The 22,119-nt window shown below is 71.6% G+C and carries 19 protein-coding genes; 11 read left to right on the top strand and 8 right to left on the bottom strand.

Annotation, left to right across the window (positions count from 1 at the left end; genetic code table 11):
• Positions 1-14: 14 nt before the first annotated feature.
• The gene (locus AB0B61_RS13550) at positions 15-2,651 is read left to right on the top strand and encodes a CDP-glycerol glycerophosphotransferase family protein (protein ID WP_358431564.1); all 2,637 of its coding nucleotides are present in this window, start codon (positions 15-17) and stop codon (positions 2,649-2,651) included.
• Positions 2,648-3,712: a glycosyltransferase gene (locus AB0B61_RS13545; RefSeq protein WP_358431562.1), complete on the top strand. Its 1,065-nt coding sequence runs from the start codon at positions 2,648-2,650 to the stop codon at positions 3,710-3,712. Before AB0B61_RS13550 ends, AB0B61_RS13545 begins: the two co-directional genes overlap by 4 nt.
• Before the next feature lie 12 nt (positions 3,713-3,724).
• On the opposite strand, the gene AB0B61_RS13540 is transcribed toward AB0B61_RS13545, so the two are convergent.
• The 3 genes from AB0B61_RS13540 to AB0B61_RS13530 are packed head-to-tail and all read right to left on the bottom strand — an operon-like array spanning position 3,725 to position 7,100.
• Entirely contained in the window at positions 3,725-4,774 is a 1,050-nt protein-coding gene (locus tag AB0B61_RS13540) for a sulfotransferase (RefSeq protein ID WP_358431560.1), read from the bottom strand.
• Positions 4,775-4,790: 16 nt separating this feature from the next.
• Positions 4,791-5,612, bottom strand: coding sequence for a CDP-alcohol phosphatidyltransferase family protein (locus AB0B61_RS13535; RefSeq protein WP_358431558.1), 822 nt, complete (start codon positions 5,610-5,612; stop codon positions 4,791-4,793).
• A gap of 48 nt (positions 5,613-5,660) precedes the next feature.
• Positions 5,661-7,100: a glycosyltransferase family 2 protein gene (locus tag AB0B61_RS13530; protein ID WP_358431556.1), complete on the bottom strand. Its 1,440-nt coding sequence runs from the start codon at positions 7,098-7,100 to the stop codon at positions 5,661-5,663.
• Between the two features lie 156 nt (positions 7,101-7,256).
• Here AB0B61_RS13530 and pseH point away from each other — a divergent pair, with 156 nt between their 5' ends.
• Positions 7,257-7,760, top strand: coding sequence for a UDP-4-amino-4,6-dideoxy-N-acetyl-beta-L-altrosamine N-acetyltransferase (gene pseH / locus AB0B61_RS13525; protein WP_358431554.1), 504 nt, complete (start codon positions 7,257-7,259; stop codon positions 7,758-7,760).
• Positions 7,757-8,800 carry a pseudaminic acid synthase gene (gene pseI, locus AB0B61_RS13520; RefSeq protein WP_358431552.1) on the top strand — a complete coding sequence of 348 codons (1,044 nt, stop codon included), beginning with the start codon at positions 7,757-7,759 and terminating at the stop codon, positions 8,798-8,800. The genes pseH and pseI overlap by 4 nt, the downstream gene beginning before the upstream one ends.
• Positions 8,801-8,844: 44 nt before the next feature.
• Here the strand turns inward: pseI and AB0B61_RS13515 are convergent, their stop codons facing one another.
• On the bottom strand, positions 8,845-9,927 hold the full coding sequence (locus tag AB0B61_RS13515; RefSeq protein WP_358431550.1) for a hypothetical protein: 1,083 nt from the start codon (positions 9,925-9,927) through the stop codon (positions 8,845-8,847).
• A complete protein-coding gene (locus AB0B61_RS13510) occupies positions 9,924-10,652 on the bottom strand; it encodes a glycosyltransferase family protein (RefSeq protein WP_358431549.1) in 729 nt (242 codons plus the stop codon). The genes AB0B61_RS13515 and AB0B61_RS13510 overlap by 4 nt, the downstream gene beginning before the upstream one ends.
• 88 nt (positions 10,653-10,740) lie before the next feature.
• Between AB0B61_RS13510 and pseB the strand changes: the two genes are divergently transcribed.
• Positions 10,741-11,724: a UDP-N-acetylglucosamine 4,6-dehydratase (inverting) gene (gene pseB, locus AB0B61_RS13505; RefSeq protein WP_358431547.1), complete on the top strand. Its 984-nt coding sequence runs from the start codon at positions 10,741-10,743 to the stop codon at positions 11,722-11,724.
• The gene (locus AB0B61_RS13500) at positions 11,724-12,848 is read left to right on the top strand and encodes a DegT/DnrJ/EryC1/StrS family aminotransferase (RefSeq protein WP_358431546.1); all 1,125 of its coding nucleotides are present in this window, start codon (positions 11,724-11,726) and stop codon (positions 12,846-12,848) included. Before pseB ends, AB0B61_RS13500 begins: the two co-directional genes overlap by 1 nt.
• Positions 12,849-12,856: 8 nt before the next feature.
• On the opposite strand, the gene AB0B61_RS13495 is transcribed toward AB0B61_RS13500, so the two are convergent.
• From AB0B61_RS13495 to AB0B61_RS13485, 3 genes are read right to left on the bottom strand one after another with little or no spacing between them, the layout of a single operon-like run.
• Positions 12,857-14,743 (bottom strand): glycosyltransferase family 2 protein, encoded by a 1,887-nt coding sequence (locus AB0B61_RS13495; protein WP_358431544.1) that lies wholly within the window; start codon positions 14,741-14,743, stop codon positions 12,857-12,859.
• A gap of 15 nt (positions 14,744-14,758) precedes the next feature.
• Positions 14,759-16,384, bottom strand: a complete 1,626-nt coding sequence (locus AB0B61_RS13490) for a hypothetical protein (protein WP_358431542.1) — start codon at positions 16,382-16,384, stop codon at positions 14,759-14,761.
• Positions 16,381-17,010 carry a hypothetical protein gene (locus AB0B61_RS13485; protein WP_358431540.1) on the bottom strand — a complete coding sequence of 210 codons (630 nt, stop codon included), beginning with the start codon at positions 17,008-17,010 and terminating at the stop codon, positions 16,381-16,383. The genes AB0B61_RS13490 and AB0B61_RS13485 overlap by 4 nt, the downstream gene beginning before the upstream one ends.
• A gap of 368 nt (positions 17,011-17,378) precedes the next feature.
• Between AB0B61_RS13485 and AB0B61_RS13480 the strand changes: the two genes are divergently transcribed.
• The 5 genes from AB0B61_RS13480 to AB0B61_RS13460 are packed head-to-tail and all read left to right on the top strand — an operon-like array spanning position 17,379 to position 22,105.
• Positions 17,379-17,624 carry an acyl carrier protein gene (locus tag AB0B61_RS13480; protein ID WP_357948443.1) on the top strand — a complete coding sequence of 82 codons (246 nt, stop codon included), beginning with the start codon at positions 17,379-17,381 and terminating at the stop codon, positions 17,622-17,624.
• Entirely contained in the window at positions 17,605-18,357 is a 753-nt protein-coding gene (locus tag AB0B61_RS13475) for an SDR family oxidoreductase (RefSeq protein WP_358431538.1), read from the top strand. The genes AB0B61_RS13480 and AB0B61_RS13475 overlap by 20 nt, the downstream gene beginning before the upstream one ends.
• Positions 18,358-18,387: 30 nt before the next feature.
• The gene (locus AB0B61_RS13470) at positions 18,388-19,854 is read left to right on the top strand and encodes an AMP-binding protein (RefSeq protein ID WP_358431536.1); all 1,467 of its coding nucleotides are present in this window, start codon (positions 18,388-18,390) and stop codon (positions 19,852-19,854) included.
• The gene (locus tag AB0B61_RS13465; RefSeq protein ID WP_358431534.1) at positions 19,851-20,876 is read left to right on the top strand and encodes an acyl-protein synthetase; all 1,026 of its coding nucleotides are present in this window, start codon (positions 19,851-19,853) and stop codon (positions 20,874-20,876) included. Before AB0B61_RS13470 ends, AB0B61_RS13465 begins: the two co-directional genes overlap by 4 nt.
• A 50-nt stretch (positions 20,877-20,926) precedes the next feature.
• Complete coding sequence (locus tag AB0B61_RS13460; protein WP_358431532.1) at positions 20,927-22,105, top strand: acyl-CoA reductase; 1,179 nt, start codon at positions 20,927-20,929, stop codon at positions 22,103-22,105.
• Positions 22,106-22,119 lie beyond the last annotated feature (14 nt).

Here is a 22,119-nt window from a genome sequence, read left to right as displayed (position 1 = left end):
CGGGGGAGATGAGCATGCCGGACTGCACTGTTGTCGTGATCACCTACAACGACGCGGCCCGCCTGCCCAGGGCCGTGCGATCGGTACTCGGCCAGTCGCTACGCGACCTCGAAGTGATCATCGCCGACGACGCGAGCACCGACGACACCCCCCGGGTGGCCGGCGAGCTGGCGCGGTCCGACTCCCGGGTCCGCTACCTGCGCCGGCAGGTCAACAGCGGCGGCTGCGGCGCGCCCCGCAACGACGGCCTCGACGCGACGACCGCGCCGTACGTGATGTTCCTCGACAGCGACGACGAGCTGCCCAGGCACACCTGCAAGAGCCTGCTCGGCGAGATCGAGCGGACCGGCGCCGACTTCGTGGCCGGGCAGATCTCCCGGCTGCACGAGCGGAGCGGCCGGCTCGCGCCCTACTACCCGTCGCTGTTCGCCAGGCGGCGGGTCGTGGCGGGCATCGGCGCGGAGCCCGAGCTGTTCCTCGACTGCTTCAGCACCAACAAGCTCTACGACGTGCGCTTCCTGCGCGAGAACGGGCTGCGCTTCCCGGAGGACATCCACTACGAGGACCACGTCTTCGCGGCCGGCCTGTACGCCATCTCGCGCCGGTTCGCGGTCGTGCCCTGGGTGGTCTACCACTGGCACCGCGCGCCCGACGACCGCTCCATCTCGCTCAACATCAAGGAGATGGACAACGTACGGCACCGCGTGGCGGCGGCCCGGATGAGCGACGACGTGCTGCGCGCCCACGACGCCGCGGACCTGGTGCCCGACCGGCAGTACCGCTTCCTCAGGCAGGACCTGCGCGTGTACCTCAACCCGCTGCCCAGGCGCGGCCGGGTGTGGGCGAAGCAGTTCGCGGCCGTGGTGCGGCCCTACCTGGAGGAGATCCCGCCTGAGGTGTTCGAGCGGATCGAGCCGATGGCCCGGGTCTGCTGCCATCTCATCCTCGGCGACCGGGTCGACGACCTGCTGGTGGCCGCCCGGTCGCTGCCCGACCCGTGTGCCGCCCCACGGGCCGCCGTACGCCATGAGGGACGGACGTACTGGGGCACGACGGTCACGCCCGGCATGGACATCACCCGGCTGCGGATGGCCGAGCTGCCTTACAGCGCGGCCCGGCTGCGGCACGAGGTGACCGAGATCGCCGGGGACGGCGAGCGGATCCGGATGAGCGTGCACACCTACGACCCTTTCGGCGTGCTGCCGGTCGACTGGACGGCCTTCCTCCAGCTCGGCGGCCAGCGCGTCCCCATCCAGCCGGTCGCCTCCGGTGACGGCGGTTACGTGAGTGAGATCACCTTCACGCCCACGGCCTCGTGCGAACCACGCATCGGGTTCACCAGGAACTGCGACGGCCGCACCACGACCGACCGGCTGATGGCCCCGCCCGACCTGGAGCCGATCGCGCTGCCGGCGGCGCGCACGGTCACGGCCGAGGGCAACGCCGCGTACCTGCGCGTACGCGTGCCCTCGGTCAGGTCACGTCTCTACCGGCTCAAGCGCCGGTTGCTGCGGCGGCTCAGCACGCCGGCGATGAAGCTGCGCTTCTACAAGACGGTGATCCGCCTGCTCCCGCCCCGACCTGACCTGGCCCTGTTCGAGGCCGACGTCGGCAAGGGCTACACCGGCAGCCCGCGCGCCATCTACGAGGAGCTGCGGCGACGCGGCCTGCCGATCCGCGTCGTCTGGTCGGTGGCCAGGTGCCGGGCGAACTTCCCCGCCGACGCCCGGCTCGTCCGCCGCGGCGGCTGGCGGTACGTATGGCTGCTGGCCCGCGCGGGCATCTGGGTCGACAGCCACGGCTTCCCGCTCAACTACCCGAAACCGCCCGGGACCCGCTATCTCCAGACCTGGCATGGCCAGGGCATCAAGTCGGTCGGCTTCGACGCGCCCGACCTGCGCGCCGACTTCGACCGCCCGCGCGCCGAGTGGCGCGCCGCCGTCGCCCGCTGGGACGCGCTCGTCTCGCCGAGCGCCGAGTTCTCGCGGGTCTTCCTGCCCTCCAACGGCTACACGGGCCAGGTCCTCAGGTACGGCACGCCGCGCTGCGACGCGCTGGTGCGCCAGGAGAGCAGGCACGACGTCCTGCGACGGCTGGAGATACCGCCCGGCAGGAAGATCCTGCTGTACGCGCCCACCTATCGCGACCGGGCCAAGAACAGCGGCCAGTCGATCCGGGCGGACCTGGAGCTGATGGCCGAGGAACTGGCCGGCGAGTGGGTGCTGATCCTGCGCACGCACCCGGTGGAACGCTTCAGCACCCCGCAGCACGTCAGGCACTTCGTCCGGCCCGCCGGGTCGTACCCGGAGATCAACGACCTGATGCTGGCCTCGCACGCGCTGCTCACGGACTACTCCTCGGTGATGTGCGACTACGCGCTGACCGGCAAGCCCATGGTGTTCCTGATCGACGACTGGGACGAGTACCGGCTGACCGAGCGGGGCGTCTACCACGACCTGCCGGCGATCGCCCCCGGGCCGTGCGTCACGACGACCGAGGAGGTGGTCGAGGCGCTGCGGGAGCTGCCGGCCGTACACGCGGCCCATGCCGAGCGGTACGCGGCCTTCCGCGAGCTGTGGTGCGCGGACGAGCGGGGAGACGCCGCCGCGCGCGTCGTGGACGCCTTCTTCGGGCACCGGGCGGCGTCGTGACCGTGGTGTTCGCCTGCATGGACGCCGACACGCTGGGGGGCATCCAGCAGGTGACGCACACCCTGGCGCAGGGGCTGGCCGAACGCGGCTACGACGTGCACGTGGTCGGGCTGCACCGGGCGGCGGCGCCGTTCCGCTACGTCGAGGAGCCCAACTACAGGCGCCACGTGATCAGCCCGGAACCCCTGGGACCGCAGAGCGCGCGGGCACGCAGGCGGGCCGACGAGCGGCTGGCCGCCCTGTTCGACCCGATGCGGGGAGGTTTCGCGGTGCTGACCTCGCCGGGGGTGGTGACGCGGCTGACGTCCGTCCTGCCCGGCTCGCTCCATCGGGTCGGGCAGTACCACGGCTCGTACGAGCACGCCCGCGGCTGCTGGCACCTCGGCTCGATCCGGCAGCACTACCTCAAGCTCGACCAGGCGGTCTTCCTCAGCGAGGACGACGCCTGGCGCTTCTCCGAGGAGGCGCTGCTGCCCAACACCTGGGCCCTGCCCAACCCGCTGGCGCGCTGGCCGGAGGAGGTGTCCGGGCTGGAGACGCCCCGGGTGCTGGGGGTGGGGCGGATGGAGGGGGTCAAGCGGTTCGACCGGCTCATCAGCGCGTTCGCCAGGGCCGGCGCGCCGGCGCCGTGGGAGCTGCACCTGATCGGCGACGGTAGCGAGCTGGAGCGGCTGCGCGCGCACGCCGTGCGTGAGGGCGTCGGGGAGCGGGTGGTGTTCAGGGGCCGCGTCCCCGCCGATCGGATGCCGGGCGAATATCTGGAGGCGGCGATCCTGGGGCTGACCAGCGAGCACGAGGGGCTGCCCATCGTGCTGCTGGAGTCGGCTGCGCATGGGGTGCCCGCGGTGGCGTTCGACGTGTCGGGCGGGGTGCGGTCGGCAGGGCCGGTGCTCGTCCCGGCCGGGGACGTCGGCGCGTTCGGCGCGGCGCTGGCCCGGCTGATGGGTTCGGCGTGGGAGCGGCGGCGCCTGGGCGCCGCCGCTCGGGCACGGGCCGCCGCCTTCCGGCTCGACCACGTCCTGGACCGCTGGGAATCCCTGTTCGTCCACCTGACCAGGTGACGAGCAGATCTCCTATCGCGCGCGCTGGGCCAGCTCAGGCGACTCGTTGCGCGGCTGCGGTATCCCGGCGAGCAGCTGCTGCTTCGAGGTGAGCAGCGCGGCGACCGGGCTCGGCTCGCGCAGCCGGTTGATGCGGTCGCGCACCATCTTGCGCATCCGGTTGGCGCGGCGCTTCTGCATCGTCTTGTGGCAGGTGACCAGGTGCTCCTTGGCCGCCGCCGGCGCGCCGGACAGCTCGTAGCCGTTGGCCTCCAGCCGGTCGCCGAGCACCTGCTCGCACAGCGAGATCTCCCAGTCCTCCAGCCGCTTGGCCCAGCTGCCCACCCTGGCGCGGGTGACCTCGCCGTGCGTGTTGCTGTGCCAGACCTTGTGCGCGGGGACCGCCACGGTGGCCGCCTCGCGCGGAGAGACCGTACTCGGGTCGAAGTCCTCGTCGAGGAAGTGGCAGAGCTTCTTCATCTCGGTCGCCGGATCGTCGGTGAGGTCCTCGTACCGCAGCTCGTAGTAGGTGTCCTCGGGCAGCATCCGCCGCAGCCTGTTGCCCGCGTCGATGGCCTCGGCCCAGGTGGAGATCGCGTGGAAGGAGTCCAGCGTGTACCAGGGCATCTCCTTCAGCGACGAGACGCAGTCGCGGCCGTCCCTGATCAGGTGGATGAACTGGGCGTCGGGGAAGAGCCTGAGCAGGATGTCGACCTGCTTGACGTAGCTGGGCCGCTTGTCTCCCCAGCGGGCCTTGTCGAAGCGGTCGGCGTACATGCGGAAGGTGGTGCCGAGCACCGAGCCGAGCGTTCCGGGCCCGTCGACGACCTGCTGGACGAAGTCCTCCCTGTCGATCTTGAGCTCGCGGAACTTGGTGCTGCGGTCGCCCGCGATCCACTCCGCGAGCGCACGGCGGCGCTCCTCGACGCGCAGGTCGCCGAACGAGCGGCGCCGGTGGTAGACGGGCACCAGGAACCTGGTCTCCGGCGGCACCGCGATCCGCGGGTGCGAGTGGAGCATGAGCTGCAGCATCGTGGTGCCGGAGCGCGGACAGCCGACGACGAAGATGGGCCGGTCTGACATGAAAACCCCCGAAAACTTAGACGAGAACGTGCTCTCGGCTCCTCGTGGAGGGCACGCTGTACTTGCGCGTGAAGAGCCACATCCGGTGGACGAGGAAGCCCTCGTTGACCAGCAACGAGACGCTGGCGACCGCGGAGACCGGGATCAGCGCCACGGTGCCCACGAGCGGCGCGACCACGAACACCGCGGCGTGGAACTCGATGCCGCTGATCAGGTGGGCACGGATACGGCGGCGGGCCATCGCCTTGTTGATCCGCCGCACGAGACGACGTGAGCGGTTCGTCGGCGGCCTCTGGCGCGGTATCCGCACCTCGGGCTCGTCCTCCTCCGCCCGGGCCTCCCCGTCGGCCTCCCGCTCCGCCTTGACCGTCTCGCGGACCCGCTTCATCTGCGGCGCGTTGACGTACCTGAACAGGTCGACCACCGCCACCGCCGCGCCCATGACGATGTAGCGAACGTCGCCGGTGATCGCGTACTGGCCGTAAGCGAGACCGGTGGCGCAGCACACCACCCTGATCCGGTCGCCGACGTAGTCGAGCCACAGGCCGAAGGGCGTCCCCGTGCCCTTGAGCCGCGCTATCTTGCCGTCAAGGCAGTCCACCATGAAGCTCAGATAGAACATGGCCGCCCCCGCGGCCAGCAGGTCCATCGCGAGACATACGGCGGACACCATGCCGAGGACCAGCGAGACCACCGTGAGCTGGTTGGGCGTCAACCGCGTGTGGTTGGCCACCAGCAGAGCTGCCCGGCAGGCGACCGGGTCCACGAAGTACACGGTCCACCAGGAGTCTCTCCGCTTGCGTGTCGCGTAGACGTCATCCAGCGAATAGGTCCTCATGGCTCCAAGCATGGCGACGCACCGCCGTGATCCAATTACTCTCTGGAACTACTGGGCGATGTCCATGCTGGTTCTTGACCATCCTGGCACCGACAGCCGCCAGACCTTCTGCGCCTCGGCATCGCGAAAGCACGTTTTCACCACGAGGCCGCACAATTCCACCCGTGCGTGCAGCCGCCAGCTCGGCCCGCCCTCTTCGAGCATCGCCGGGTCGATCTCCACCGAGACGCCCTGCCCGCCCGTGCGCCGTACCTCCAGCGGGACCCGGCGCTCGCCGTCGGTCAGCCACATCCCGATCCGGTTAGGCTCCCGCGCCACCCGGTGCAGGGCCACCTCGCCGCGCACCTCGAATCGGCTGCCCGTCCAGCCGCACTCATGGACCGTGGCCAGCAGCTTCACCTCGTCGCTCGCCTCGAAGACCGCGTCGGGGATCTGGAGGGTCCGGTCGCGGAAGTAGGGGTAGTCGCCGTACCAGCCGATCTCGTGCGGCACGATGGGGGTGCCGTCGACCGAGTCGCGCCTGAACCTGCGCACCACCCGCAGCTCCTCGACCAGGCCGCGGCCCAGCAGGTGGAGTTCGAGCCTGCGCAGCGACGCCACCTCGCCGAGAGCGACGGGGCTCAGCCCGGCCAGCCACTCCTGCGAGAGTTCGAGCAGCGGCCCGATCTCGTCGTCCTCGGCGTACTCCAGCGCCTGGAACAGGAACAGGAGGTCCTTCTCCAGCACCACGCCGTCGAAGGCGTCGGCCAGCTCGGGCTCCTGCTCACTGAGGAAGGCCCGGACCGCGCGGATGGCGGCCAGCCGTTCGGCCAGGTTCGGCAGCTCCATCCGCCGCTGGGTGATCGAGCTCTCCCCCTCCTCGCGCTTGCGCCAGTGGTAGACGATGTCGGGGAGCACGTCGACGCCCGTCGCCAGCACGTGCGCCCGCATGCTGAGCGGCACATCCTCATAGATCCCCGCCGGGAACTCCAGCTCGTGCTTACGCCAGAAGTCCTGCCGGTAGACCTTGTTCCAGACCGTGCGGTCCCTGATCAGGGACCGGCGCTCCCGGATGTGCGCGCCCCGCGCGGGGCGCCGGAACGCCTTCTCGTGCATGGACGACACGGCCAGCTCGCCCTCCGTCAGGCGCAGCACCCCGCCGCAGGCGAAGTCCGAGCCGCTCTCCCGCAACGACTCCACCAACAGCTCGTACGCCTTGGGCGGCACGACGTCGTCGCTGTCGGCGAAGGCCAGATAGGTGCCGCGGGCCCGCCGGATCCCCGCGTTGCGCGCCGGACCGGGGCCCTGGTTCGGCTGGTCGAACAGGACGAAGCGCGGATCGCGGGCCGCGAACTCGCGGGCCACCCGCGCGCTCGCGTCCAGTGAGCCGTCGTCCACGAGGATGACCTCGATGTCCTCCAGCGTCTGAGCCGCCAGAGATTCCAGACATTCGCCGATATACGGCTCTACGTTGTAGATCGGGACGACGACGCTGAGGATGGGCGTCATACCGAGGAGCTCCCTTGGGGTCGGGGTTGGGGTCGAGGGCAGCATGCCCTGGCCATCACTCCGGCACGACGTTCGATGCCGCACTCTGATCAGCTCTTTGCCGGATGGATCCGCTACGTTGTGCAATGGATCGAGCGCGCTGAGTAGGGGGAAGCCGTGCTGAGACCCGTACACGACCATGAGCTGCCCGCCATCCGCCGATGGCGCAACCACCCGAAAGTGCGGGCGGCGAGCTTCACCACCCACGTCATCGCCGAGGCCGAGCACGCCCGGTGGTGGGCCGGGGTAAAGGACGATCCGGCCAGGCGGGTGCTGATCTACGTCCACGACGGGACCGCCGCGGGGGTGGTGACGTTCTCCGGGCTCGACCCCGCCGCGCGGAGCGGCGAATGGGGGTTCTACCTCGATCTGGCCAGGTTGGAGCCGTCGGGCGCGCTGCTGCCGGCCTGGATCGGGCTGGAGCGGGCCGCCATCGACCATGCTTTCGGGCCGCTGGGGCTGACCACGCTGCGGGGCGAGGTGCTCGCCCGCAACGAGGCGGCCAGGGGGCTGCACCGGCGCTTCGGCTTCGCCGAGGTCGCCGTCCACCGGCGCGACATCGACGGCGTCCGCCGCGACGTCGTCACCGTGCAACTCATCAGGAAGGACGACCACTCATGATCTCCATCGCCGGGCGCGCGATCGGGGCGGGACAGCCCCCCTTCGTCATCGCCGAGATGTCGGGCAACCACAACGGCCGCCTGGAGCAGGCGCTGGCCATCGTCGACGCGGTGGCCGACAGCGGCGCGCACGCCCTGAAGCTGCAGACCTACCGCCCCGACACGATCACCGTCGACGCCGACGGCCCCGCCTTCCGCCTGGGCGAGGAGCACGAGCTGTGGGGCGGCGAGCGTCTCTACCGGCTCTTCGAGCGGGCGCACACGCCGTGGGAGTGGCACGAGCCGATCTTCGCCAGGGCTCGCGGGCGGGGGCTCATCCCGTTCTCCTCGCCTTTTGACCCCACGGCCATCGATCTGCTGGAGAGTCTCGGCGTCCCGGCCTACAAGATCGCCTCTTCGGAGATCGTGGACCTGCCCCTGATCAGGCTCGCCGCCGCCACGGGCAAGCCGCTGATCATCTCCACCGGCATGGCGTCCATCGGCGAGATCCACGCCGCCGCGGAGGCCGCCAGGGAGGCGGGCTGCACCCAGCTCGCCATGCTGGCCTGCACCGCCTCCTACCCCGCCGCGCCCGCCGAGAGCAACCTGCGCTCGCTTCCGCTGCTCGCCGGGCTCACCGGCGCGGTGGTCGGCATCTCCGACCACACGCCCGGCATCGGCGCGGCGCTCGCGGCGGTCGCGCTGGGCGCGTGCCTGATCGAGAAGCACGTCACGGTGGACCGGGGCGACGGGGGTGTGGACTCGGCGTTCTCGCTGGAGCCGGCCGAGCTCGCGGCGCTCGTGGTGGAGAGCGAGCGAGCCTGGCAGTCGCTGGGCAGCGCGGTCATCGGGCCGCGGGCCTCCGAGCGCGAAGGGCTGCGGTTCCGGCGGTCGCTGTATGTCGTACGGGATGTGCGGGCGGGCGAGCCGGTGACGGAGCAGAACGTCCGTTCCATCCGGCCGGCCGGGGGGCTGCCGCCGGCGGCGGCGGCGCAGGTGATGGGCCGCCGCTTCGCCAGGGACGCCACGCTCGGCACACCACTGACCTGGGACCTGGTCTGAAGGTTAATGGGTTCAGAGGAGGGCTCGTTCAGAGGAGAGCTCGTTTAGAGGAGAGCGAGGAGCGCGTCGGCGACGCGTTCCCTGCCGCGGCCGTCGATCAGCCCGGCGCCGCGCCTGCCGTACTCCTCGCGGGACGCCGGGTCGGCGAGCAGGCGGGACAGGACATCGACGGCCGCCGCGTCCGGGGCCGGTCCCAGGCCCGCCGCGAGTCCGCCACCGACCAGCGCCTCGTAGCCGATCAGCTGGTTGTCGGCCACCCAGCTCAGCGCGGTGGGCACACCCAGGTGCAGCAGCTCCCAGACGGCCGAGCCGGCCGCGGTGATCACCAGGTTGGCCTCGGCCATCAGGCCGGGCAGCCGGTCCGTCGGCGGGATGACCGCAATGGGCCCGTCCACCTCGAACGGCACCGGGCTGACCACGGTCGCCCGGAACGGCAGCCCGGTGGCACGCAGCGCCCCGGCCCAGGCCGGGGCCACACCGGCGCTGTCGGTGCCGCCGAAGAAGCACAGCACCAGCGGCCCCTCCGGCCGGGCCGGGCGGCGGCGGGCGGTCCCCCGCATCAGCAGGACGCTGTCCCGCAGCAGCACATAGCGAGCCCCCGCCAGCCGCCCACCCCAGGGCCCATCCCACGGCCCGCTCTCGGGCGCGCCCCCCGGCCCACCCCGAGACCTATCCCCGGGCCCACTCCACGACCCGTCCGCTGCCTCCCCCGGGCGCGAGACCGGGCGTCGGAAGGGGCGCAGCTCGGCGCCGAGGTTCTGGTCGAGGTAGAGGTCCGCCTCCTGGCCCAGCGGGTCGCCGTCGACGATCGCCAGTACGGCCGTGCCCGCCGCCCGCAGCGCCGCGCCCGTACCGGGAGCCAGCACGTACGAGTCCAGCACCACCGCGTCCAGCCCGAGCACCCGTACCAGCTCGGCCAGCGCCCGCGGCTCCGCAGGCGCCGGGCACAGCGGGAACGCGCGCTGCCGCAACTGCGACTCCGCCCACGCCGACCCCGCCACGTCCCCGAGGAACAGCACCTCGGCCCCCCGCCCGCACAGCTCCTCGGCCAACGCCACGCAGCGCACCAGGTGACCGACCCCGCTCGCCACGCCCGCGTCGCAGCGGAACCCCACCCGGTGCGTCACGCCTCCTGCAACGCCTTCTGCGCCACGTGCGCGTTCAGCTCGCACACCTCGGGCCGCTCCCGCAGCCAGCCGACCAGCGACCGTACCGGCACACACCGGTCACCCAGCTCCGCGACGACCCGCGAGATGAGCCGCCAGTCGTCCTCGGTGTCGAGCGTGACCCGCAGGTCGGCCGCCGCCGGCGCGTAGGCGAGGCCGAGCAGCCGCGACTCCCCCGGATGCGTGTAGAGGTAGGACGTGACGTGCGTACGGTGATGCGCGGCCGCCTCCCGGTCGGCCCGCTCCAGGGCGGCCAGCCCCGCGATCTCCACATCGAGGCCGCGCGGCAGCGTGCGGGCCAGGCCCGTGCTCAGGTAGTCGAGGCCGGGCACCGCGCGGAAGACCAGCGCGGCCTCGCGGATCACCACCGGATCGAGCAACGGGCAGTCCGCCGTGAACCGCATGACGGCCTCCCCCGGGTGACTCCGCAGCGCCTGCGTGAACCGGGTGAGCACGTCGTCGACCGGTCCCCGGTGCCAGGACACGCCGAGCCTGCCGCATTCAGCCACCACCGCGTCGTCGGCCGCCTCCGTGGTGGTCGCCACCATCAGGTCGTCGACCGCGTCCGCCTGGCGTACCGCACGGACCACCCAGCCCAGCACGGAGCGGCCCCCGAGATCGCGCAAGACCTTGCCCGGCAGGCGCGTCGAGCCCATGCGCGCCTGGATGATTCCGACAATCCGCACCGAAGCCCCATTCCCCACTGTGACCGTGTGTCATTGAATGATCGCGCTATGCTACCGGGCAGCTCGGATGACTACGGCGGGGGGCCGCGTGAGCATTCTCAGTGGATCGTCAATTCTGATCACCGGAGGCACGGGGTCCTTCGGCAAGGCTTTCGTCCGGCACGCGCTGGACCACCTCGACGTGCGCCGCATGGTGGTCTTCTCGCGCGACGAACTCAAGCAGTACGAGGCACGTCACCTGTTCGACGACGACCAGCGGCTGCGCTGGTTCATCGGCGACGTACGCGACAGGGATCGCCTGGCCAGGGCCATGCACGGCATCGACTACGTCGTGCACGCGGCGGCGCTGAAGCAGGTCGACACGGCCGAGTACAACCCGTTCGAATACGTCAGGACCAACGTCTCCGGCTCCCAGAACGTGGTGGAGGCCGCCATCGACTGCGGCGTGCGCAAGGTCGTCGCGCTGTCCACCGACAAGGCGTCCAGCCCGATCAACCTGTACGGCGCGTCGAAGCTGGTCGCCGACAAACTGTTCGTCTCGGCCAACCACTACGCCGCCAGCCACATCACCCGCTTCGCCGTGGTCCGCTACGGCAACGTGGTGGGCAGCAGGGGCTCGGTGGTGCCGTTCTTCCTGCGGCTGGCCCAGGAGGGCGGCAGCGTGCCGATCACCGACAAGCGGATGACCCGGTTCTGGATCACGCTCGACCAGGCCGTCCGGTTCGTGGTCGACTCCTTCGACCTGATGCAGGGCGGCGAGCTGTACGTGCCGCGCATCCCCAGCATGCGCCTGCCCGACCTGGCCCAGGCACTCGCGCCCCGGAGCCCGGTCTACGAGATCGGCATCCGGCCCGGCGAGAAGCTGCACGAGGAGATGATCGGCCCCGACGACGGCCGCAGGACGCTTCGCCTGAGCGACCGCTACGTCGTGCAGCCGACGATCGCCAGCTGGGGCTACGTGCCCCCGCAGGGCGGCGAGCTGCTGCCGGACGGCTTCGCCTACCGCTCCGACACCAACGACCGCTGGCTGTCGGTCGAGGACCTGCGCGCCATGGTGACGGTGGGCGTCTGATGCTCCCCTACGGACGGCAGTCGATCGCCGACACCGACGTCCAGGCCGTGACCGAGGTGCTGCTCGGCGAGTGGCTGACGACCGGGCCCATGGTCGGCACGTTCGAGGCCGAGCTGGCCCGCTGGACGGGCGGCGTGCCGTGCCTGGCGGTCACGTCGGGCACGGCGGCCCTGCATGTCGCGTACGCGGCGGCCGGGATCGGGCCGGGGGACGAGGTGATCACCTCGCCGCTGACGTTCGTGGCGACGGCCGCCACCGCCGCCATGCGCGGCGCCCGGGTGGTCTTCGCCGACGTGCAGCCCGACACGGGCAACCTCGATCCCGCCTCGGTCGAGTCACTGGCTTGCGACGCCACCAAGGCGATCACCGCGGTCGACTACGCGGGCCACCCCGCCGACTACGACGAACTCCGCGCGATCGCCGACCGGACCGGGGCCGTACTGATCGGCGACGCGGCCCACTCCCTCGGCTCGCTCTACAAGGACCGGCCGGTCGGGGAGCAGGCCGACCTCACCACGTTCTCGTTCTTCCCGACCAAGACCGTGACCACCGCCGAGGGCGGCGCCGTCGCCGTACGCGACCACGACCGCTATGTCCGCGCCGCCCGTTTCCGCAACCACGGCCTGGTCCGGGACCCGGCCGAGCAGCGCGATCCCGGCCACGGCGGCTGGCACCAGGAGGTCCACGACTTCGGCCTCAACTACCGGCTGCCGGACGTGCTCTGCGCGCTCGGCCTCAGCCAGCTGCGACGGCTCGACGGCTTCCGCGCGCGGCGGATCGAGCTGGTCGCCCGCTACAACGCGCTGCTCGGCGACCTGCCGGGCCTGACGCTGCCCGCGCAGCGCCCGTACACCACGCCGTGCTGGCACCTCTACCCGGTCAGGGTCCGCGACGGCCGCCGGCGGGAGGTCTACGAACGCATGCGGGCCGAGGGCATCGGAGTGCAGGTCAACTACATCCCGGCCTACTGGCACCCGGTCTTCGAGGACCTCGGCTACCGGCGCGGGACCTGCCCCGAAGCCGAGGCCTACTACGCCGAGCAGCTCTCGCTGCCGCTCTTCCCCGACCTCACCGACCCGCAGCAGGACGAGGTCGTCGAGCGGCTACGCGCCATCCTGGACTGACGGCCTGCTCATCGTTCGGCGAGCATGAGGCAGCCGTCGTCCCCCCGGTCCACCAGGAAGCGCCGCTCGGCGACCGTCACGATCGGCCGGGCCCGGGTACGTACCAGCGGCCGGATCTCCCGGCCCTGGTCGATGACGAAGTCCCAGCGCGACTCGCGGCCGACGACCTCGTCGATGTCCACCAGCGACACCCGGGCCCGGAAGTTCTGCCCGGCCAGCGTGACCGGGAAGTACATCTCCTCGCCGTCGCTCCTGCGCACCAGCCGCAGCACCGGATCGCCGTCGCCCGGGTCGCTGAGCTCGCCGGAGAAGACCAGGTCGGCGCCGTCCACCCGGCACTCGCCGATCAGCGCCTCGGCCCGGCGCAACCGCAGTCCCCAGGCCCCGCCGCCGCCACGTACCGGCACCAGCCACACGCCCGCCCTGCGCTTCGGCGCGGGCACCAGCGGCGGCAGCCAGCGCGATCCGACCACCTTCGCCTCCAGCTTCAGCCGGGGGCCGCGCAGCCGTACCCGCAGATCCCAGTGCCCCCGCCGGGCGAGCTGCGCGCGGGTCAGCGTCGCCGGGTCGAACGCGAACGCGAAGGAGAACCCGTGCTCGGTCACCGCACCGCCCTCTTCCTGCTCGACGCTCGCCCAGGTCGGCGAGACGCGCTGGTCGGACAGCGGGACGATGTCATTGGTCCGGCGCTCCTGCAGCCACACCTGCGCACTCGTCCCGCGCAGGTCCGACACGTCGAACCGGCCGATGCTCATCCGGCCCTCACCGCCGAGCTCGCCGTCGCGCCACTCCAGCCCGACCAGCCGGGCCGACAGTTTGAGCTCGGCCGTCACCTCCGACAGGTTCCTGGGCATGGCCGGGTGCCGGCCGTACCAGCGCTTGCGCAGCAGGCCCGGCGGGCTGACCCGCGGAAGCAGGCGGCCCGCGCGGTCCTGCTCGAAGACGCGCGCCAGCTCGTCCAGGCGCCGCCCGTGGAGCAGGTGCACCTGGAGCCGCTGCGCGAACGGGATGCTCTGCCACGCCTCCGGCGCGACGCCGTCGAGATAGCGGACGACCAGGTCCACGAGGTCGGGATCGGCCGCGGCGCCCATCATGGCCATCGCCTCCACCGCGACGCTCATGTCGATCTCGAGTGTGTCGCGGTCGAAGTCCGGCTTGAGCGCGGGCGCGCCGGTGGTGAGCAGCGCGGCCGTCTCCAGCACCGACAGCAGGCGGTCACGCAGGTTGGCCGGCTCCAGGCGGCGCTGGGTGATCGAGGCGCCCTCCTCGTCGCGCTGCCGCCAGTGATAGACGATGCCCTTGATCACGTCGACCGACGAGGCGCCCACGTGCGCGGCCATGGCGACCGGCTGGTCCTCGTACATGCGCTCGGGGAAGGCCAGGCCGAGGGCGTTCCAGAAGTCGAGCCGGTAGACCTTGTTCCACAGCATGCGGTCGCGGATCAGCAGCGGGTGGCGGGTGATGTGCGTGCGCTTGCGCGACTTGGCGAACGCCAGCTTGTGCGCCCAGGAGGGCACGAGCAGGTTGCGGTGCAGCCGCATGACGTTGCCGCAGGCCAGATCGGAACCGGTGGCCTCCAGGGAGGCGACCAGCCGCTGGAACGCGCGGGGCGGCACCTTGTCGTCACCGTCGACGAAGGCCAGGTAGCGGCCCGTGGCCCGGCGGACCCCGATGTTGCGGGCCCGCCCGACCCCCTGGTTGGCCTGCCGGATGAGACTGATCCTCGGGTCGGCCGCCATCCGGGCCTCGACCACGGCGGCACCGGCGTCGGTGCTGCCGTCGTCCACGCAGATCATCTCAAGGTCCTCGAGCTTCTGCGCGGCCAGCGAATCCAGGCAGGGACCGATGTACTTCTCGACGTTGTAGAACGGGACGATCACCGAAAGAACCGGCACGGGAACTCCTCTTCGTCAGCCGGACAGCAGGCGCAGGACCCGGCGGGCGACCCTGCGCGGGCGGGCCAGGCGGCGCGAGAGCCGGTAGCCGAGCGTCCTGCGGTAGGCGGCCGACTTCCGCTGGGTCTTTCTCAGCCGGCCCCTGGCCCGCAGCAGCTCGCGCTCGCGGTAGGTGAGCTTGGTCTCCAGGCGGGACACCCTGGCCAGCGCGGCGGTCAGCTGGTCGGCCAGCCGGTCCCGCGCGCCGAGCAGGTCCCGGTACGTCGGGGCGGTGTCGCTCAGCTCGGCCGGCTGCCCCAGCTCGGCGTCGAGCTTGCGGGCCAGGTCGAGATCCGCCTGGTCGCACGGCCGGCCCGCCATGCCGCAGAGCGTCAGCGTCAGCTGCTCGGTCTGCCGCGGCCACGGCCACGGGTGGTGGTGACCGGCGGCCAGCAGGCGTACCGCGAACCGCCACAGCACCCGGCACAGCACCACGCGGTCGGCGGGCCGGGTGGGCGGCGCGGGCAGGGCATGGATGGCGGCGAACCGCTCGCCGTCCCAGACCAGGTTGTCGGCCGCGGCGTCGCCGCCCATCTCGACCCAGTCGCCCAGCACGGTGAGCAGGTCGCGGACGGCCCGTACGTCCTCGCGGGCGCACGCCTCGATCAGGACCTCCTCCACGACCCGGCCCGCGGGGATGGCCCGCTCCACGCCGTCGGACAGCCGTCGGGTGGCACCCCAGGTGACCTCGTGTACGGCGTGCCCCTCCTCGAACAGGCCGAGCGGCAGGTCCGTGGGCGCGTCCTCGTACTGGCCGAGCGGCACGTCCGAGGGTCTGGTCGCCATGGCCACCCATAGCGGGGCGAGCTGCTCGCCGAGGCCGTGGCTGAACACCAGCCGGGTCAGCCGCAGCGGATCGGCCACCAGCATCCTGTCGCCGCCGCGGGCGCTCAACGGCACCGTGAGCGCGTCGGGCAGGTCGTATCCGAGCAGTTCGCGGGAGAGCAGCGCGCGTGGCGCCGCCCGGCCCGGGTAGGCCGCGTAACACCTCTCGGGGGTCAGCCCGGCCGCCACCAGCTCCTCGTCGAGGGCGCCGGGCCCGTCAGGGTAGCCCTGGTCGAAACCGTGCGGCTCCCAGTGCTCGTCGCCGCCGTCCCGGTCGGCGGGCCTGGCCTCGACGAACCGGTCGATGCCCAGGTCGTTGCTCACGCTCAGGACGAATCGCCCGCCCGGCGCGACGAGGGCGGCGAGCGCGCCCAGCGACTCGCGCCAGGGCGGCGCGACCTCCTCGGCCGAGTGCGTACGCCGCAACCCGTCGAGCGCCAGGACCAGGTCGTACGGCGCGCTCTCGGGAAGTGCCGACAGACGGCCGCAGTACACGGCCAGATCGGGATGACGCTCGGCGAGGGCGCAGGCGTCGGGGTAGGAGCGCAGCAGCACGGCCACCGACGCGGCCCGCGCGACCACCTCGTCCACCAGGCCGCGCGGGTGCGGCCCGACCAGCAGCACCCTGGCTTTCGCGTCCTCCTCCATCGGGAGCAGGCGTCTGACCAGCTCCAGGGCGACGCCCCGCCAGTCCGTGACGCCGGACGTATGGGATGAGTCTGACCACAGCAGCATCTCGCCGCCGATCAGCCGGACGTTCTCGGGTGCCTCGTTCATGCGCATCGCGCCCGCTTCCAGCCGAACATTCGCCGTAGCTCCTCCGGTGTCGCCTGATACTCGAATCCCAGCTCCTGCCGGGCCGCCTCCCTGGCCGCCTCGGGGTCGACGCGCACGCCGTGCAGTTCGGGCCAGAGCCGCATGCGGCGGGCGGTGCCGCCGTACTCGGGCCGCTCGTCCTCCAGCTGCATCGGGTCTCCGTAGACGGCGACCTCACAGCCCACGGAGGCGCCGTAGAACAGCGCGCTGCCGAGCCGGTTGGACGCCACCCGGCGATGCCGCCGCAGCTCGGTGAGCTGGCCGGACAGGAAGTCACGTCCCTTGCCATCCCACCGCGAGCCGCGCTCACCATGGCAGATGACCCGGAAACCCGCCGACCGATAAGCCCGCCGAATGTCCGGATTAGCGAATTCCAACCAGTAAAGACAGATTGTCACCGGCCCCGGCTCCACTTCGGCGATTTCGGCGGCCAGCCGGGCATGGTCGCCGCTGACCGAATGCTTTTCCCAGCCGTGGAAGGGATACCAGATCGTACCCTTCCTTTCGGGGACCGCGGCCTTTTTCGGCTCCATCTCAAGGAGGTAGATCCACGGCGCACCGATGACATAGTGACCACGTCGTCCCATCGACCAGCCACGTCGTCTGAGCACCTCGGACCAGACGAAACGGGGGTATCCGGGACTGCACCAGTGGTCGTTGGGCGGGAATCCGTGGAGATAGTTCCAGCCGTGCTGCAGGAAACCCTGTATTCGCCGGGGAGTGTCCTCCGCCAGTTCACAGTATCGGCCGATTATGCGGGAGTGCCCGTACCAGTGATTGGATTCGTCCATCATTCCCCCTGTAGCGGTTGACGCGCCCCAGGCGACATTCCCAGCCCGGCACAGCGGGCACTCGCCGTTATACGGTTCTATTACTCACGACGGGTGCTTGGTTTCTGTTGACGGACGATCACGGCTACACTACGTGGTTGTCCGAAGACAGAAAGTGAGCAGAGATGAGCCAGCTCGACCGCCTGCGCGGCGTCTTCCGCGCCTCGCTGAGCCTGCCGGCCGACCGGGACGTCGACGGGCTCGAATACCGGGCGATCCCGCAGTGGGACTCACTGGCCCACATGGCGCTCGTCGCCGCGATGGAGGACGAGTTCGGCATCATGATCGACACGGACGAGATGATCGACATGAGCTCGTTCGCCAAGGCCGCCGAACTGCTGGAGAAGCACGGTGCCGACGCCGTCACCTGAGCGCCGGGTCGCCCTCGTCACCGGCTCCACACTGGGCATCGGCCGGGCCGTCGCCGTGCGGCTGGCCCGTACCGGTCACGAGGTCGTCCTTCACGGGCGCGACCAGGAGCGCTCCGCCAAGGCGGCGGCCGAGGTGGCCGCCGAGACCGGGGGCCGCACCGACACGGTCCACGGCGACGTGGCCGACCCCGCCGCGGTGTCCGCCATGATGCGGGAGGTCCACCGGCGGCACGGGCGGCTCGACGCCCTGGTGATCAACGCGGGCGGCCACGCGGCGAGCCTGCTCGGCATGATGCACAGCGACGTGGTGAGCCGGCTCTTCCACGTCAACGCGCTGGGCGCCACCCACACCCTGCAGGCCGCGGTCAAGCTGCTGCGCAGGGGCACCGACCCGGCCGTGGTCCTGGTCTCCTCGGTCATGGGCCGCAAGGGGGCGCCGGGCCAGGCCGTCTACTCCGCCACCAAGGCCGCCGTGCTCGGCCTCACCCTCGCCGCCGCCAAGGAGCTGGGGCCTCAGGGCATCCGGGTCAACGCGGTGGCACCCGGCTACATCCAGACCGACATGCTCTCCACGCTCGACGACCGGGCACGCGCCGACACCGTCGCCGCGACCCCGCTCGGCCGCCTGGGCACCGCCGGCGACGTGGCCGCCGCGGCCGCCTTCCTGCTCTCCGCCGACGCCTGCTTCATCACCGGCCAGGTCATCGGGGTGGACGGCGGGCTGGTGCTGTAAGCCTCCGACACGATGGACGGGCGGTCTTTCATGAACGCTTCCCTACACTCCGGACACTCCGGCGCACCCCACCCAGCCGACGGTCCCTCACCGCATATCGGCGAGGACCTGACTCCTCGGGAGGGCCTTCCGCACCCGGACGCACGGACACCGGAGCACCTTCCGCACCCGGACGCGCAGACACCGCTGTGCCTTCCGCATCCGGACGCGCGGATAGTCGTCGCCGGAGAGCCGGGAGTGCTCACCGGTGACGACCTGGCGGCTCGGATCGCGAGCACCAGGCAGGCGCTGGCCGCGCTGCCGCCCGGCCCGGTGTTCTGCGGCATGCGCAACGACCTGCCGTCCGTGCTGCGCTACCTCGCGGCGCTGCAGGCGGGCAGGCCCATCGCACTGCTGGACCCCGATCTGCCGCCCGGCGCGCTGGCCGAGCTGGCCGCCAGGTTCAAGCCCGCCGCCCTGCTCGGTTTCACGCGGGCCGCCGACGGCCTGCGACGCGCCCGCGGCGGCACCCCCGAGCCCCATCCGGACCTGGCCGTCCTGCTCGCCACCTCAGGTTCGACCGGCAACCCCAAGCTCGTCCGACTGTCGCGGTCGGCCATCTCGGCCAACGCCCACGCCATCGCCGCCGCCCTGGCCATCGGGCCCGACGAGATCGCGCCGACCAGCCTCCCGCTCTACTACAGCTACGGCCTGTCGGTGCTCAACAGCCACCTCGCCGCGGGCGCCACCGTGGTGCTGACCGACGCGGGCCTGCTCGAACGGTCCTTCTGGACCATGCTCGACGAGCACCGCTGCACCTCACTGGCCGCCGTCCCCTACCAGTACGAGATGCTGCGCAAGCTCCGCTTCGACCCGGTCGAGCACCCCGCGCTCATCACCATGACCCAGGCGGGCGGGCGGCTGCGGCCCGACCTGATCACCGAGTTCGCCGCCAAGGCCCAGCGCTTCCTCGTCATGTACGGCCAGACGGAGGCGACCGCCCGCATCGCCGTACTCCCCCATGACCGTCTGGCCGCCAAGCCCGGCTCCGTGGGCCTGGCCGTCCCCGGCGGCCGCCTGACCATTGATGACGGCCAGGTCCTCTACCACGGCCCCAACGTGATGATGGGCTACGCCGAAACGGCCGACGACCTGGCCAGAGGCGACGACCTGGGCGGCGTGCTGCGTACCGGCGACCTCGGCCACCTCGACGACGAGGGCTTCCTCTACATCACCGGCCGGATGAAGCGCATCGCCAAGGTCTTCGGCGTACGCGTCAACCTCGACGACATCGAACGCCTGCTCCGCGACCGCGGGCCCGTCGCGGCGACCAGCGGCGACGACCGGGTCACGGTCTGGGCCGAGGGCCTCAACGCCGACGGATGCACCACGCTGGCCCGGCGGCTGGGGTCCGAGCTGCGGCTCCACTGGAGCGGGTTCGACGTACGCGGCGTGGACCGGCTGCCGCTGCTCGGCACCGGGAAGATCGACTATCCCGCTCTGGAGGCCCGTACATGAGCGTCTTCACCTTGTCCCAGGAGGCGAAGGAGGCCGCGCTGCTGCCCGAGCTGGTCGCGCTGACCGAGCGGCATCGGCGGGCGTGCCTGCCGTACCGCCGGATTCTGGACGCGATCGGGGCGGTCGGGCCCTACGAGCGGGTGGCGGATCTGCCGTGGCTGCCGGTGCGGCTGTTCAAGACGCACGAGTTGCGCAGTGTGCCGGAGAGCGCGGTGTTCAGGGTGCTCACCTCCAGCGGGACGACCGGGCAGCGGCCCAGCCGCGTCTATCTCGACCGCGAGGCGGCGGCCACGCAGCCGCGCATGCTGGCAGCGACGCTGCGGGCGGTGCTGGGTGAGCGGCGGCTGCCGATGCTGATCGTCGACAGCCGTTCGGCGATCCGCGCTGCCACGCTGAGCGCTCGCGGGGCGGGCGTGCTCGGCATGATGCACTTCGGCAGGGACCACACCTTCGTGCTCGACGAGGATGGCGGGCTGGATGCCGAGGCGGTCAAGGGCTTTCTCACCCGGCACGGTGGTGCGCCCTACCTGATCTTCGGGTTCACGTTCATGGTGTGGTCGCACCTGCGTGAGCTCGACCTCTCGCAAGGGGTGCTGATCCACTCCGGGGGCTGGAAACGGCTGGCGGAGCAGGCCGTCGACAACGCCACGTTCCGCCGGCGGCTGGGCGAGGAGTGCGGGCTGCGGCGCATCCACGACTTCTACGGGATGGTCGAGCAGATCGGCACCGTGTTCCTGGAGGGGCCGGACGGAGGCGGGCTCTACTGCCCCGATTTCGCCGATGTCGTGATCCGCGATCCGGAGACGTGGCAGGAGGCGCCGCCCGGCGTGCCGGGGCTGATCGAGGTGGTCAGCACGCTGCCCACGTCCTATCCGGGGCACGTGCTGCTGACGGAGGACCTCGGCGTGGTGCACGGGGTGGACGACGGGGTGTGGCCGGGCAAGCGGTTCTCGGTGCTCGGGCGGCTGCCCAGGGCGGAGGCGCGCGGCTGCAGCGACACCTCGGCGCGGTCGGCGGCGTGATGAGCGAGCTCTCGTCCGAACTGGGGGTCAGGTTCCCGGATTGCCGGGATATGTCGGTTGAGACGCTGATCGGGCAGGTGTCCGGGGGCGAGCCGCTCGCGGTGGGTGATGAGCGGATCCGTGGGTTCCTCACCGGGTTCGGGAGGCGCCTGCTGAGTCCGGAGCTGGCGCGACGCCATCCCGAGCTGGCCTCGCTGGGCTTCTTCCTGCGGCCCAGCGAGCTCACGCGGCTTCTCGACGGACCCCGGGGCGATCATCTGCGGGCGCCGCGCGGCCTGGTGTTCCACGTCCCGCCCGCGAACGTCGACACCGTCTTCGTCTACTCCTGGGCGCTTTCAGCGCTGATGGGCAACCGCAACGTGGTACGCCTGTCGCCGCGCGCGGGCGCCGTGGCCGAGACGATCACGCGGACGCTGCGGGAGTCGCTGGCCGACGCCGATCCGGTGGTGGCCGCCACGCAGCGCATCGTCACGTACGACCGTTCCGACGCCATCACCGCGGCCCTGTCGGCGGCGTGCGACCTGCGGGTCATCTGGGGCGGCGACGCCGCGGTCGGCGAGATCCGCCGCCATCCACTCGCCCCGCACGCGCGTGACCTCACCTTTCCCGACCGTACGTCGTTCGCGGTGCTCCGGGCGGCGGCCTGGCTGTCGGCGTCGGCCGCCACGCGGGGGGCGGTCGCCGAGGGGTTCGCCAACGACGCCTACTGGTTCGACCAGGCGGCCTGCTCGTCCCCGCGCACCGTCTACTGGGTCGGCACGGCCAGCGACTGCGACGTGGCGCGCGAGGAGTTCACCGCCTGGCTCGCGCGGGCCGTGGCCAAGCGGGGGTGGTCCGTGGACGCCGCGATGGCGGTGGAGAAGAGGGTGGCCACGTACGGGCTGGCCGCCGACGGCGACGCCCATGCCATCGACTTCCACGGCAACGCGCTGGCCAGCGTCACCCTGGCCGGTCCCGAGGCGGCGCCACGACGGTGGCTGGGCGCCGGGACGTTCGCGCACGCCCGGCTCGATGGTCTTGGCGAGCTGGCTCGGCTGGTGGAGCGCCGGGATCAGACGATGACGCACTTCGGGTTCGTCCCGGCCGAGCTGGAGTTGCTGGCGGGGGCGCTGGGCGGGCGGGGGGTCGATCGGATGGTGCCGGTCGGGAGCGCGCTGAGCTTTCACCGGGTTTGGGATGGAGTGGACCTGACCGCCGAGTTCACCCGTCTGGTGACCGTGATCTCATGACGATCAGGGCGGGC

The sequence above is a fragment of the Nonomuraea sp. NPDC049158 genome (assembly GCF_040648335.1).
Lineage (GTDB): Bacteria > Actinomycetota > Actinomycetes > Streptosporangiales > Streptosporangiaceae > Nonomuraea.
The sequence above is the reverse complement of the archived record's forward strand: the minus strand, read 5'-3'. Positions and strand labels throughout refer to the sequence as shown.